Source organism: Amycolatopsis sp. WGS_07 (assembly GCF_045278895.1).
Classification (GTDB): domain Bacteria; phylum Actinomycetota; class Actinomycetes; order Mycobacteriales; family Pseudonocardiaceae; genus Amycolatopsis.
On sequence record NZ_CP136053.1, the window covers coordinates 9,684,115 to 9,698,368 of the forward strand.

The following is a 14,254-nucleotide window of genomic DNA, read 5'->3' on the forward strand; positions in this document are numbered from 1 at the left end:
GGTCACCTGAGGCTACCGCTCGGCCATTCTCCGCTTACGACAGGTTCGACCACATCGGATCCCGTCAACAATTTCGGCATTCACCGCTGATTCGGCAGCCGAACAGTCCTGCGAGGGGTAATTCAGGCGGATGGCCGGGTGTCCCCGGGATTTGTCCGCGCCAGCACGGCGATCTCCGCCTGCCTGATCTGGTTGCGTCCGTTCTGTTTGGCCCGCAGCAAGGCGCCGTCGGCGGAAGTGAGCAACTGATCGGCGGACGCACCGTTGTCCGGATAGGACGCGACCCCCATCGAGGTGCTTACGCCGGGTAGCGTGCGCGGCCTCCCGTCCGTGGTGGCAGTGAGCACGATCGGGGTATTCGCGAGACGGGAACGAATCCGCTCGGCGACGGCCAGCAGTTGGTCAGACCTGAGGCCTGGCAACAGGATCGCCAATTCGTCCCCGCCGTAACGCGCCACGAGGTCTTCGGACCGGACCTCGGCGCGGACGAGATCGGCGACGGCGCGGATGGCCTGGTCCCCGGCCGGATGCCCGTAGGTGTCGTTGATGGCTTTGAACTTGTCGATGTCCAGGAACAGCACGCCGAGACGGGTCTGGCTGAGCTTGGCGCGATCGAGCGCCGCGGTGACGACGTCGGCCCAATACACCGGCGTCGCCAGGCCGGTCTTCTGGTCAGTCCGAGACGCGCGAACGTACTGGGGCAGCAGGAGATCGCGATGCACGCACAGCACGGCGATCATCGGCGCGGGCAGCGCCCACGGCTCGTGGACCAGCAGGACGCCCATGGTCGCGCCGAGCCCCAGCGCCGAGGCGACGACCAGTTGGTCGCCCGGATGCCCCAGCGCCTGCCGGACAGTCACTTCCTCGTGTGCCGACAGCCCGATCGCGACGACGACCAGGGCGTAATTGACCAGCCACCAAGCAGCCGCCGCGGCCGTCACGAGCAGCAGCGACCACGCGTCGTGCGGCAGCCTCCCGCCCGCCGCGTCGGGCTCGATCCCGTGCAGGACAACGGAAGCGGCGGCCGACGCGAGTACGAATGTCGCGGCGGAGTAGGCCTTCCGGAACAGAATCGTCGGCCCGTACACCCGGTACCAGCAATACCCGTACGAGACCGCGGTCAGCGCGATGACGAGCGGCAGCGGCAGCACGAGCAGCGCGGCGAACACCCACAGGCTCTTGAGATTCGTGTACGGCGCTTTCTTCGACGCCTGCTCGCGGCGGCGCTCGATCGTGCGCACCGCCTCGAGATGCGCGATCGCGGCCGCGGTGAGGACGGCGAACCACAGCCACTGGGTCCGGGTGACCGCAACGGAAACCGACGAAAGTACGGTGATCGCGACCGCGACGGCGTCCACTGTGAGCACCAGGCACAGCGCGGCGCGCGGCAGGGACCACAGCCCCCACCTCGCTCTGCGTCTGACACCCTCACCAGTCACGCTGGTATCCGTCCCTGTCCACGAAGAGTCACCACAGTAATCGCATTTGTCACCGGCCGTCGATAGGCCGGCCGGACCATTCCCCGCGAGAAAGGCATCACTATGCGCAACGCACCCGGCAACGAATGGACCCGTTTCGGCCGCGGCAACGAATGGACCCGCTGCCAGGGCAACGAGTGGACGCGCCGAGGCAACGAGTGGGACCGCCGCCGCGGAAACGAGTGGGCCCGCTAGCCCGTTCCGAAAGCACGGCGGGCGCGGTGCCAAGCCGCGCCCGCCGCCAGCACGCCGAGTCCCCCAGCGACGGCGAGAACGGTGCTCGCGCTCGCCGCGGTCGCCGCGAGCCCGGCCAACGCGATCCCGGCCCCCTGGCTGGTCGTCAACGCGGTGGCGGCCAGCCCGTACGCCTGCGCCCGCCGATGATCGGGCACCGCCAAGGTAAACGCCGCCGACGCCGGAAGATGGTACGCGCTGGCCATCCCGGACAGCCCCCACAACACCGCCGTCACCACCAGCCCCGGCCGGACCGCACACACCACGAGCGGCACGCTGGCCGCCACCGCGAGCGGCCCCAGCAACCGCATCCGCACCGGCGACGGCAGCCGGGCCACGATCAGCATCCCGAGCACCGCCCCCGCCGGACTAGCCGCGAGCAGCACCCCGACCGCCTGCGCGGACCCGCCGATCGACTCCGCATACGGTGCCGCCAGCCCCTCGACCGTCACGTAAAACCCAGCCACACAAGCCAAAGCCACCAGAGAACGCAACCGAGGCGTCTGAGCGACGAGCACTGTCCCGGCCCGCAGATCGGCCCACCACCGCCCCAGCCGTATCCCGCCCCGTGCTTCCGGCACCCCCGGTGCCGGCCGCGCCCGGATCCCGAACCCGACCGCCACCGCCGAAACCACGAACGTCACCCCGTCCGCGACCAGCGCCTGCCCCGGCCCGAGAAACGCGACCAACGTGCCACCCGTGGCGAACCCGACGACCTGGGCCAGCTGGACCACCATGTCCAGAACCCCTTTGCCCAGCACGAATTCGTCCCCCGGCAGCGCCGCCGCCGCGGTAGCCGCCCGAGCGGCGTTGCCCGGCGCGCCGGCCGCCTGCACGACCACCAGCAACGCGGCCACCACCGGCAACGGCAGCGAGGGAATCGCCATCACCGTGACCAGCCCGGCCCGCACGAGATCCGCCACCACCATGACCCGCCGCCGCGGCCACCGGTCCGCCAGCCCGGAGAGCAAGGGCCCAGCGAAAATCGACGGCACGTAGGTCAAGGCGTAAACACCCGCGGTCCAGCCCGCCGACCGAGTCCGGTCGAAAACGAGCAACGACAACGCCACCCGAGCGAACTGATCCCCCGCGACGGACACCACCATGCTCGCGAACAGCGCCCGGAACTCCGCCCTGCCGAACACCTGCCGATACGTCGCCACCCGCCCAGCTTGGCCGATCACTGGCGACCCGGCACACCCTTCGGAGGTACGGGCTTTGCGGGAGTTTTCGGCGATGGAGACCGCCGTCAAGGCCGGAGCTGTATGCCGATTCCGCAGTCTCCGCCGCGAAGATCGGGACGGGCACAGCGAAATCGAACTCACCGCAGTAATCCGGCCGCGGGAGTTCGCGAGGGAGCCACGTCTTAATTCAGCCGCGTCCGGAGGCCAGTTACGCCCGGGAGAGTTCGAGCACAGGAATGGTCCGGATCCCCGCGGTCTTGCGTTCATACTCCGCGAAACCCGGGTAACGCCGTGCCTGTTCGGCGTAGACGCGATCGCGTTCCTCCCCCGGCAGCTCGCGGACCGTCACGTCGTAGGCCTCGGTTCCCCGTTCCACGCTGCCACCGGACTCGGTCAGGTTGTAGTACCAGTCCGGGTTGACCGGCGCGCCGCCGCGGGTCGCGAACACGTAGATGAGGTCCGGTTCGGTCTCATGCGGCAGGTACATCACCGGGCTGACGTACTCCCGCCCGCTTTTCCGGCCGCGATGATGCAGCAGGACGACCGGGGCGCCTTCGAACTGCCCGCCGACGCGGCCGCCGTTCGCCCGGAACTCCTCGATGATCTTCGCGTTCCCCTCGAGTGCACTGGCCATGATGGACTCCTGTCGGGCCGATGTTCGACTGCACGGTCAGCGTAACGAGCCCAGCCGTCAACCGAGCCTCACCGAAAGCAACTGAACCGGATCGTGCACCGAATTCGCCGTCGCCCGGTTCAGGGCCGGGCCACGCTGAGCGCGGACGCGTCCAGATAAGCCGCGAGCCGGATCCGCAGGCCGCGCAAATCCCGCAGCGCCACCGGAAACCGGTAGACGGGACGGTAGCCGACCGCCCCGCCCGGGATACCGCACGGCCCGGACACATAGACAAACCCCTCCTCCGCGTCCCAGTGCGCGGCACCCCACGGCTGCTCCTCCCAGGGACGGCCCGCCCGACGACGCGCGATCCAGTAGCCCGGCCTTCGCATCGCCTCGGCCACCGCGGCCGCGAGACCGCGGACGTCGGCGTCACTGACCCCTAGCCCACGCCCCGGCCACATCCGCGGCAGAACCCGGACCGCCGAAGGCTCTTCGCTCCTCGGCGCACACCGGAACACCGCCAGATCGCCGTCGATCGTCACTGCCCATCGCCGCATCGCCGCGGTCGGCGGAATCTCATACATCGCGGCACCCCACCAAGCCCCGCTCAAGAGGAAGACCACGGATCGCGGCACCAGTGAACAGCACCAGCACGAAGGCGGCGGACCGTTTCCGGCTGTTCGGCCGAACCCGCGGCCGCGCGGCGCTTCCGGTTCGACCGGTTTGCGCAGTGATGCTGCTGGCATCCCGCCTCGGGTGCGCCAGATGCCGGAGCCAGCTAGGTTGCCATGAGGCACGAGCAGCCACCGCCAGCAGATCGATCGACTAGCCTATCCCCGCTGCCAGGCGAACCACGTCCGGCCGCGGCGATCAAACCAGATGCTCCCGTCCCGCCTCCAACCGTAATATCCAACGGGTGACCGAGGACGACCTTCTTGAGCGGTACGGCCTGCATCCCACCGGCGGCCAGCTGGACGACGTCCGCGGCATCCTCGCCGCGGCGATGCAGGACGGGCTCGACGCGGACACCGACCTGATGAAACTCTGCTGCATACAACTGTTCCACCACGGCTCACTGGACGACGTGCTGCTCATCTGGGAGGCCAAGGAATCCGGCTGGGACGCCCACTGCTCGATCGACGTGCAGCTCTTGTGCGGCGCTGGCCTCGACGCGACCAAGACGTTTCTCGGCGCTCATCCATCCGCGATGGCACGAGAGGCCCTCGAATACCTGACGGAATGCGAAGAAGCCCGCGACTTCGAACTATTCTCCGTCGAAAGCCAGTCAGCGGAATACCACCGGTACTACGGCGTATGACGCGCATTGAAATCACCACCGCCATCGCGGCGCCCGTGCAGCGCGTCTTCGAGGTCTCCTTGGAGGTCGAGATCCACACCGCCTCGATGGCCCGCTCCGGCGAGCAAGCCATCGGCGGCGTCACCTCCGGGCGGATGAAGCTGGGCGACACCGTCACGTGGCAAGCCAGACACTTCGGCCTCCGCTGGCGGATGACCTCCCTGATCAGCGCCTGCGATCCGCCTGGCTACTTCGTCGACGAGCAGGTCACCGGCCCGTTCAAGCGCTGGCACCACGCCCACCACTTCGGCCCGGACGGGAAGGGCGGCACCGTCATGCGCGACGTCATCGATTTCGCCGCCCCGCTCGGCCCGCTGGGGACGGTCGCCGAACTCGCCGTGCTCAACCGGTATCTGCCTCGGCTCATCCGGATCCGGAACGACCACGTCAAGGCCGCGGCTGAGGCACATCCCGGTCCGGCCAGCTGACCGATCTTTTCCTTCCGTAACAAGACATCCACCGATGTCGATCTTAATGAGGTTGTCTCGGATCGAATGGGGTGGACGGTGTTCGCTGGTCTCGACAAGGTCGACTGGGCGCGGATGGCGCACGCGTACGGGCCGGCCACCGATGTTCCGGACATGATCCGGGGATTGGTCTCACCGGACCCCGCAGTGCGGGAGCGTGCCCTGGACGGCATGGAAGGCGCGGTCCATCACCAGCTCGACGTCTATGACTGCACAGTCGCGGCGATGCCGTTCCTGCTGGAAGCGGCGACCACGCCAGGATTGCCCGGCCGCGCCGAGGTACTGGGACTGGTGGCCAGCATCGGCAGCGCGGGACGGAGTCAACACGCGGCGGAGGCCACGCGGAAGCTGGCCGCTGCGGGTCCAGAGCTGCTGAACTTGCTCTCCGACGCCGATCGCGAAGTGCGCCAGGCCGTCTGTGCGGCACTGCCCGGATGCCACGACGATCTGGCACAAGTGGTTTCCGCAGTACTCTCCCGGCTGCCGATCGAACCCGACACCGAGGTCCAGGCGGCGCTCATCAAAGCGGCGGGCGCACTGCGCAAGCACACACGATCGAACGAGATCGACGCCGCGCTGAAGGCGACAGCCGCCAGTACGCAGTCCGCCCGGGTCCGCGTTGCCGCGCTGACCGAAAGCGTCCGCAGCGGGCCCGCACAGGTGCCGCCGGGTGTCGTCGCCGCTCTCGCCGCGGCGGCGGAAGCCGCGTACGCCGAGCAGCCACCGCCGCCGCGGCCGGACCCGGTCAGCGCCGAAACCTTGCGCGGCATGCTCCACCAGCGCCAGCTGAGCGAGGGATACGCCAGGCCAGCGCCGCATCTTGACGACCTCGTCCGCGACGTGAGCTGGGCTTTCGGCGACCGGGTCGCCGAGCGCAGGGCATTCCTGGCGGCGCAGCTGCGCGCTCGAAACTGGGCGCAGCGCTACCACGCCCTCTTCCCCGCCCAAACGCTGCTGTTCGGCTGGCGAGGCGACCACAGCGAGCTGGTTTCCCTGATCGGTGACCAGCTGACCGACTCGCACCCGAAGCTGCGCCTGCAGGCCGCCACCAGGTTGGAGATCTTCGGCGAGCTGTCCGCTCCGGCGGCGGACGCGCTGGCGGACTGCATCGAGTCGGCGCCCCGCACCGGGGAGTACTCCCTGGCCGGATCTCTGGCATGGACCGCACCGCATCGGTCCGGCGCGAAGGTCAGCCCGGCGATCCGTGCGCTGGCCCGGATCGGCGACCGCCGGACCGTACCGGTGTTGCGATGGCTGCTCGAACAGGATCCCTTGCCGGACTACTTCGATTCGCTGGTCGCCGGTCTCGGGTCGAAGGCGGCGGAGCTGGCGCCGCTGATCCGGGACCGCCTGCGAAACCTCGGAACGGATCACGACCGAGCGCGCACCGCCTTGTGCCAAGCCCTGGCCGAAATCGGCCCCGACGCGGCCGACGCGGCACCAGACGTCCTGGCCGCGCTGGAATCCGCCGATCCGGAGCTTGCCGCTTCCGTCCTGATCAAGATCGGCGCCGGCACCGAGGCCATTCCGCTGCTGCGATCGCTGCTCGAGAACGCGAACACCGCGGTCAAGGCCGCAACGGCGCTCTGGAAACTGGACGGAGACACCGAGACCGCGCTGCCGGTGTTCCTCCGGGCGCTGAACGAGAACGAGTTCACGGCCAGCGCGGCCGCGACCGGCATACGGCACCTTGGCCCAGCAGCCGTCGCCGCGATTCCGGCGCTGCGCGCCCTTCTCGATCGCGACGACGAGTACGGGTGGCTGCACCAGAACGCTGCCACCGCGTTGTGGCGGATCACCGGCGATCCCGGACCCGCGGTCGCCGTCCTGCAATCGGTCTGGCAGCTCGGCCGCCACCGCTGGCCCCACGTCGCGCGCGACCTCGTCGAACTCGGGCCGGCAGCAGCCCCCGCCGCGCCCCTGCTGCGCGCCGCGCTCGCCTCGCCACGGCGCTACCTCGTCGAAGAGATCGCCGAGTCCGACGACGGCTTGGGCAACTCCATCGACATCGCCGGCGACGAAGCTTTCCAGCGCGACTGCCGCACGGTGCTCACGACCGTCGCCAGCGACCCGGACGCGCGCGCCTGAGGCCGGAAGCCCTCGCAAGCATTCCCGCTCTGCGCCGCGATTCGCGAGAATCAGGTTCGTCGCCCGCGCACATGCAGTCCAGTCCGTTCACCGGAGTGACCTGCCCTGCAGCAGCGCGTCGCCCAAGGCAGTGCGGCGGTAGAGCACTCGATGCCGGCTGCGGTCGCTGACCAGCAGCCCGGCCGCGCGCAAAGTGGTCAGGTGCGCGGACACTGTCGCTGGCGCGAGGCGCAGCTGCTGGGCGAGGTCGACGGTTGCCGAGGGCCGGTCCAAACAGGCCAGGAGGAGTGCGCGTGTCCGGCCGATCAGGCTGGTCAGCGGATCCGGCGGTTCCGTTGGCGGAGCCCACAACGACGCGACGCCGCGAGCCGGGTACAGCAGGGCCGGCTGCCACGGCGGCACGGTCACCACCCCGACGTTCGGCCACGCGAACACGGCGGGGATGAGCAGCAATCCGCGGAGGTCGAGGTCGAGCCGTTCCCGGGATTGGACGTCGACGAGGATGGACGTCCCGGCCAGCCGCACGTTCGGGTGCAACTCGGCCAGCGCCTTCGCGAGCCCGCCCTCGCCGAGCAGCCGTGTCCGGTGCGCGATGTCGGCGGTGAGCAGTTCGCGCAGCGCGGGCCATTCCGGCGCGAGCAGGGCGTTCCAGACGGTCTCCAGCTGGTCGGCGAGCAGGTCCCGGGCGGTCGCCGGGTCGTCGGGCAGTTCGCTCAGGTCGGCGTCGACCATCGCCAGCTCCAGCGCGACCTGCTCTGGCGGCGTGGCGCGAACGGCGTCCAGCTGTGTTTCCGCGGTCGTTTCCGGGCCGTCGGGCGGCGGGCTCAAGAACTCGGTGAGGTAGTGCCGCGCACTCAGCACCGCTGCCAGTTCGGGGACGCCGAGGTCGTCGAGGGCGGGAACGCCGGACACCCACGGCAGGTGGATCGGATGTCCGCGGACGCCCAGCAGCGTCTGCACGGCGCCGAGCACTTCCTCCAGCGGCGAGATCGCGAACCGGATCCGCTGACTGCCCGCCGCGGTCATGACCAGCTCGATCACGGCAAGCCCACAACATTCGGTTCCACCCGAATCACTATGCCGTGCCGCGGGGCCGGGCGAGCGTACTCGCATGTCATTGCTCAGTCATCGGGCGTACTGGCGCTGGTCGGCGGGTGCCCAGTTCGCCCGGCTCCCGGCGACCATGGCGCCGCTCGCGTTCACTCTGCTGACCACCGCCGCCCTCGGGTCGTATCGGCTCGGCGGCGTCCTCATGTCGGTCTATGTCGTCGCCGAGATGGCCGGAGCGGTGCCGCTCGCGCGGGTGCTGGACCGCGTCGGCGTGGCGCGCGGCCTCACCATTTTGCTGCTGCTGGCCGCAACCGGGTTCGCCCTGCTCACCGCAGCTGCGGCCGCGCACGCGCCGGACACCGTGCTGCTCGCCCTCGTCGTGGTGCCCGGTGCCGCTGCGGGCGCGTCCTCCGGTGCCTTCCGGACGCTGCTGGCCGACACGGTCGACGACGAACTGCTGCCGAGGGCAGTTTCGGTGGACGCGGCCATCCTCGAATGCACGCTGGTCGGCGGGCCGGTGGTGGTCGCTCTTCTCGCGCTGGCCGGACCGCTGCTGCCGCTGGCCGCCATGACCGTCGTGTGCCTGCTGGCCGCAGTCCTGGTCCCGCGCCGCGCGCGCCCTCAGGCCGGGGCTACGGATGATGTCCCGTCGGCATCGCTGATCACGTACCTGCCGTGGCTGTGCTGCGCGTTCACCGTCGGACTGCTGCTCTCCACCATCGAGGTCGCTCCGCTGCCCCTGGTCCATCGCCTCGGTGCTCCCGATACGGCCGCGCCGGTGGTGATCGCCATGCTGAGCGCGGCCAGCATCGCGGGCAGCGCGCTCTGTGCGTGGCGGGGAAAAACGGGCGACCCACGGCTGTTTCTCGCCGGTCTGGCCACCGGCGGGCTCGCGCTCGCGGCAAACCTGGGCTGGCCCGGTCTGATCGGCTCGCTCACGCTGATCGGCGGGTGCACCGGTCCGTTGGTCGCCGTGACCTCGGTTAGCCTCCAGCGGCTGCTGCCGAAGAACCGGAGATCCGCGGGGTTCTCGCTGTCATTCACCGTACAGGCGTGCGGCTTCGGACTCGGTTCACTGGCAGTGGGTGTGCTGCCGTTGTGGCTGGCACCGCTGTTCGGCGTCGGCTCCGCGGCTGTCACTACCGGGATGCTGCTGCTTTCAGGCCGACGCCACCGTATGTCGCCAACTCCCCGCGCGAAGCGACCTTAAGCTTGCGCAGCACACTAGCCACATGCTGTTCCACCGTCCGACGCGACAAGAACAGCACCTCAGCAATCTCCCGATTCGTATGCCCGTCCGCAAGAAGCCGAGCGACGTCCTGTTCTCGCGGGGAAAGCTCGTTGCCATAACCACGTCTGCCACGCCGCGACGGCACCACTGCACCGGTCGCGCGGTGGGTGTGGCGGCAGCGGGCGGAGGCTCGGGTCGCGCCTAGGCGGGCGAATTCCTCTGCCAGGACAGGGAATTCCTCGGCCGCACCCGGTTCGCCCATCGCGAGTTTGCTACGCGCGAACTGTTCCCGCGCCAGCGCCGCCGGATACGGGGCGGGCAGGTGGTCGTAGGCGTCGCTCGCTTCGTGGAAGAACTTCGCTGCATGCGCGTGGTCATGGCGATGTGCGGAAAGAATGCCGTGGCACAGGAGCAGCGCGACGGCTGCCAGCGGTGCATCGAGGTGGCGCACCTCTCGCTCGGCCTCCTCGACCAATGCGGCCGCGGAGCGCCCGACGCGGCAGTATGCCTCGACAGCGACGGGCAGCAGCTCGCCGGACCAGGCCCAGACTCCCTTGGCGCGCAACAACTCCAGCCCGAGGTCCGCACGGGCGGTGGCCGCATCATCTTCGGAGTGGGACAGCAGCATGCTCGCGATCCCGGCGTGCGCGGCGAGCACCACAGGGGTTACCGCGTTCTCTGGTTCGTCGGGGCCGACCGCGGCGAAATGGGCTGCGGCCCGGTCTCGTTCGCCTCTGGCGGTTGCCAGCAGGCCGAGCACTAGGGAAAGCTCGCCGCTCATCGGCAGCAGCTCCCGGTACTCGGCCAGCAGCGAACGGGCCTTGTCCTCGAGCCCGTCCCACCTTCCGGTGAGCCAGTCGGTGTGGACGCCGGTGGAGCGCGCGATGCCGATCAGGTACGGCGCGCCGCAGTTCGACGCGAGTTCGATCGCGCTGCGCACCAGGCTGCCTGCGCGCCGGTGGTGGCCGATCCACGCGCACGCGTCGGCGACATTGGCGTGCAACCGGGCCAGCTGGCGTTGTTGTTCGGCCGAGGAGACCGCGGTCGAGACGGTGCCCATCGCCGCCAGCGCGTCGGGGTCGCCGATCTGGAGTCGGGAGGGGAGGCTGCTCGCCAGGAGGGTCAGCACGAGGGTGCGGTCGGTCGTGTTCGCGATGACCTCGTCCACCCGATCGAGCCAGCGCAGGTGCTCGGCGACCGGCGTGGCCCCGAACCACGGCTGGCCCAACACCGCGATGCCGCGGCCGGCGAGATCGGGGCGGTGACCCAGATCGTGCACGGCGAGCCCGATCTGGGTGCGCGCCGCTTCGATGCTGCCTGCTTGGCGGATTAGCAGGAGGCCGCGGCTGAGCCGGATCTGCCCGCGGTGCGTACGCGACAGCCGGTCGTCGGACAGCAGCCGCTCCAGCGCGCTCGCCACTTCGTGCTGGGCGGTGCCGTAGTTGGCCAGCTCGCTCAGTTTCACCGCCATCCGGTCCACATCGGACGAATCGAGCCCCGGGTCCGACAGCAGGGTGCACAGCAGTTCGGTCGCGGTCGCGAGATCACCGGCCGACGTCGCGGCGTCGGCCGCCGCCTCTCCGTAGCGCCGCGCGTCGGCGAGTGCGCCTGCCTTCCGGCTGTGCTGGGCCAGCTGCGCCAACGGCACCGGATTCTGTTGGGAGAGAAGGGGAACTGCTCGCCGGTGCAGTTCTTGCCGATCGGGCCCGGGGATGGTGCCGTACACCGCCTGTCGCGCGAGCGTGTGCCGGAAGCCGTAGTGGAAGTCGTCCAGTTCGATCAGCGCGTGCCGTTCGAGAGCGAGCACGAGAGCCTGTCTGACCCGCTGTGGCGGCAGCCCTGCCAACTCACCGAGGAGTTCCGCGGACGCGGGTACCGCGAGCACTGCGGCGGCCTCGGTGATCCGCCTCGCGGGTACCGGAAGACCGGCGAGTCGTTCGCGTGCGGCTTCGCGGAGCCTCGCGGGCACAGCGACGCCGTCGAGGATACGGCGCGACGTCATGCGATCGGCGTGCGCGGCGGCCTGTGCGTCCAACGTGCGCACTGTTTCCTCGATGACGAACGGAATTCCACCGGTACGCTCGTGCAGCAGCGCGGCGAACTCGGCAGATACGCTGCCGCCGAGCAGTTCGCTTGCGAGCCGCCGAGTCTGTTCGGTGTCGAGGGGACGCAGTTCCAGCAACAGGTTCGTCGCGCCGGCCGCGGGCCGGAAGGCGCTGCCAGCTCGGCGGTAGGTCAGCAGCAGGCTGGTGTCGCGCGGCGGCTCGGCCGCGAGAAACCGCAGCAGCCGACGCGATCCGTCGTCGCACCAGTGTAGGTCTTCGACAACCAGCAGCACCGGGCCGAGCGCGTCGAGCACCTCGCGGACCGCACGAAAGAGCCGATGCTGGTCGGCACGGCGGTCGCCGAGAGAAGGCGGAGCTTCCGTAAGCCAGGCACCGAGTTCGGGCAGGTACGGGCGGAGCGCACCGGTGACGCCGTTGAGCGGCCGCGCGTCGGGCAGGTAGCGGCCGGCGTCGTGCAGCGCTTCGAGCACCGCGCCGTACGGGAACGGCTCGCGCATCGGCTGCCCGCGTCCGGCGAGGATCCGGCGTCCGTTCAGCTCACGGCACCGGAGCAATTCCGTGACCAGCCTGGTCTTCCCGACGCCCGCCTCGCCCTCGACCAGCACGACCGACGGCGGCCGGATACTGGCCGCCACCACCGAACGCAGCTCCTCGGCCCGGCCGACGAGCGCGGCGTCGCTGCGCACCATCGCCTCCCGATTCCGGAAAAAGCGGCACAGTACCCAAAACCCTCTCGCGAACGGAGTTTAGGTCGCCGAGGGTGCTCACGGAACCCGCACGGCCGGTTACCGGACTTTCGTAGGACGGCCCCGGGCAGACCAATAGATACGTAGTCCTACGGACCGCAGCCTCGCTTGTTCGCACCCGGCGAGCGGCCGAAGAGTGGTGCCTCTGTGGCTCTCCGTCACAGGCAACCGACGAGTTTCGGGGTGAGTTCCAGATGCGCAGGAAGGCAACTACGGCACTGGCGCTCGCCGTGTTCGGCGCGACGGCGCTGGGCACGGCGAGCGCGGCACAGGCGGCAGAGGGCACTGTCGTGCCGGCCAGACAGCATTACGGCGACCAGTACATCGTGACGCTCAAGGACGCCTACCGCGGGCAGTCCTCGGCCGCTTCGCTCACGCAGCGTTACGGCGGCGAAGTCCGCTCCACCTACTCAGTCACGATGCACGGGTTCTCCGTGCGCGGGATGACCGCACAGCAGGCGCGCCGGCTCGCCGCCGATCCGGCCGTCCGCACCGTCTACGAGGACGGCACGGCCAAGATCGCCGGCAGCCAGCAGAACCCGACCTGGGGCCTCGACCGGATCGACCAGAAGAACCTGCCGCTCGACCACGCCTACGCCTACCCCAACACCGGCGAAGGCGTCACCGCCTACGACCTCGACACCGGGATCAAGCCGGACAACCCGGAGTACGAGGGACGCGCGAGCGTCGGCAAGGACTTCGTCGGCGGCGACGGCATCGACTGCAACGGGCACGGTTCGCACACCGCGGGCACGATCGGCAGCAAGACCTACGGGGTGGCGAAGAAGGTCAAGATCGTCGGGCTCAAGGTGCTCGGCAACGACTGTTCCGGCAACGGCCCGGACTCCGCCGCGGTGGACGCGATGGAGTGGGTCACCGCGAACGCGGCCAAGCCAGCCGTGGCCAACATGAGCCTGACCATGGACCAGGTCGGGGTCGGCGACGACGCGATCAAGAAGTCCATCGCTTCCGGCGTGGTCTACTCCGTCGCCGCCGGGAACTCCTCGACCGACGCGTGCGGCACCAGCCCGGCCCGCGTGCCGGAGGCGATCACGGTCAACGCCTCCGACGAGAACGACAACCGGGCGTCGTTCTCGAACTACGGCTCCTGTACCGATATTTTCGCGCCAGGCAACAACATCACGTCGCTCGGGCTGTCCAGCGGAAGCACCGCGAACATGAGCGGGACGTCGATGGCCACGCCGCACGTCACCGGCGCGGCAGCGCTCTACCTCGCCGCGAACCCGGGTGCCACCGCGCAGCAGACACAAGACGCCCTGGTGGCCGGCGCGGTCGACGGCGTGATCAAGAACGCGGGCAGCGGGTCGCCGAACAAGCTGCTGAACGTCTCCTTCATCGGCAGCACCGGGCCCGCCCCGAAGTGCGGCGTCAAGTCGAACACCGCGCCAGTGGCCATTCCGGATGCCGGCGACGCGGTGACGAGTTCGGTCACCCAGGACAGCTGCGACGGCAAGGCGACGGCGACTCTTCCGGTGAAGGTCGACATCGCCCACACCTACACCGCGGACCTCGCGGTGGACCTCGTCGGCCCGAGCGGAAAGGTGTACTCGCTGCGGAAGTCCGGCGGGATCGGCGAAGCGACCGGCGTGCACGCCACCTACACCGTGGACGCCTCCGCGGAAGCGGCGAACGGCACCTGGAAGCTGAGCGTCCGAGACGTCAACCGGTTCGACACCGGTTCGATCGAAGGCTTCTCGATCACCTTCTGACCCGCGA

At 69.6% G+C, this 14,254-nt stretch carries 11 protein-coding genes; 5 read left to right on the plus strand and 6 right to left on the minus strand.

Annotated elements, in window-relative coordinates:
• Positions 1 to 122: 122 nt before the first annotated feature.
• The 4 genes from RPX00_RS45365 to RPX00_RS45380 form a co-directional block, all read right to left on the minus strand.
• Complete coding sequence (locus RPX00_RS45365; RefSeq protein ID WP_406635293.1) at positions 123 to 1,367, minus strand: diguanylate cyclase; 1,245 nt, start codon at positions 1,365 to 1,367, stop codon at positions 123 to 125.
• A gap of 302 nt (positions 1,368 to 1,669) precedes the next feature.
• Positions 1,670 to 2,875 carry an MFS transporter gene (locus RPX00_RS45370; RefSeq protein WP_406635295.1) on the minus strand — a complete coding sequence of 402 codons (1,206 nt, stop codon included), beginning with the start codon at positions 2,873 to 2,875 and terminating at the stop codon, positions 1,670 to 1,672.
• A gap of 229 nt (positions 2,876 to 3,104) precedes the next feature.
• Positions 3,105 to 3,530: a nitroreductase family deazaflavin-dependent oxidoreductase gene (locus RPX00_RS45375; protein ID WP_406635297.1), complete on the minus strand. Its 426-nt coding sequence runs from the start codon at positions 3,528 to 3,530 to the stop codon at positions 3,105 to 3,107.
• A gap of 119 nt (positions 3,531 to 3,649) precedes the next feature.
• Entirely contained in the window at positions 3,650 to 4,096 is a 447-nt protein-coding gene (locus RPX00_RS45380; protein WP_406635299.1) for a hypothetical protein, read from the minus strand.
• Between the two features lie 332 nt (positions 4,097 to 4,428).
• Here RPX00_RS45380 and RPX00_RS45385 point away from each other — a divergent pair, with 332 nt between their 5' ends.
• The 3 genes from RPX00_RS45385 (at position 4,429) to RPX00_RS45395 (ending at position 7,424) form a co-directional block, all read left to right on the plus strand.
• Positions 4,429 to 4,830, plus strand: a complete 402-nt coding sequence (locus tag RPX00_RS45385; protein WP_406635301.1) for a hypothetical protein — start codon at positions 4,429 to 4,431, stop codon at positions 4,828 to 4,830.
• Complete coding sequence (locus RPX00_RS45390) at positions 4,827 to 5,297, plus strand: cyclase (protein ID WP_406635303.1); 471 nt, start codon at positions 4,827 to 4,829, stop codon at positions 5,295 to 5,297. Before RPX00_RS45385 ends, RPX00_RS45390 begins: the two co-directional genes overlap by 4 nt.
• Before the next feature lie 66 nt (positions 5,298 to 5,363).
• Positions 5,364 to 7,424, plus strand: coding sequence for a HEAT repeat domain-containing protein (locus tag RPX00_RS45395; RefSeq protein ID WP_406635305.1), 2,061 nt, complete (start codon positions 5,364 to 5,366; stop codon positions 7,422 to 7,424).
• 87 nt (positions 7,425 to 7,511) lie between these two features.
• Here the strand turns inward: RPX00_RS45395 and RPX00_RS45400 are convergent, their stop codons facing one another.
• Positions 7,512 to 8,465: a DUF5937 family protein gene (locus RPX00_RS45400; protein ID WP_406635307.1), complete on the minus strand. Its 954-nt coding sequence runs from the start codon at positions 8,463 to 8,465 to the stop codon at positions 7,512 to 7,514.
• 70 nt (positions 8,466 to 8,535) lie between these two features.
• Between RPX00_RS45400 and RPX00_RS45405 the strand changes: the two genes are divergently transcribed.
• The gene (locus RPX00_RS45405) at positions 8,536 to 9,684 is read left to right on the plus strand and encodes an MFS transporter (RefSeq protein ID WP_406635309.1); all 1,149 of its coding nucleotides are present in this window, start codon (positions 8,536 to 8,538) and stop codon (positions 9,682 to 9,684) included.
• Here RPX00_RS45405 and RPX00_RS45410 read toward each other — a convergent pair.
• Positions 9,614 to 12,460 (minus strand): ATP-binding protein, encoded by a 2,847-nt coding sequence (locus tag RPX00_RS45410; protein ID WP_406635311.1) that lies wholly within the window; start codon positions 12,458 to 12,460, stop codon positions 9,614 to 9,616. The genes RPX00_RS45405 and RPX00_RS45410 overlap by 71 nt on opposite strands.
• A gap of 251 nt (positions 12,461 to 12,711) precedes the next feature.
• On the opposite strand from RPX00_RS45410, the gene RPX00_RS45415 reads away from it, so the two are divergent.
• The gene (locus RPX00_RS45415; protein WP_406635313.1) at positions 12,712 to 14,247 is read left to right on the plus strand and encodes a S8 family peptidase; all 1,536 of its coding nucleotides are present in this window, start codon (positions 12,712 to 12,714) and stop codon (positions 14,245 to 14,247) included.
• Positions 14,248 to 14,254: the final 7 nt, after the last annotated feature.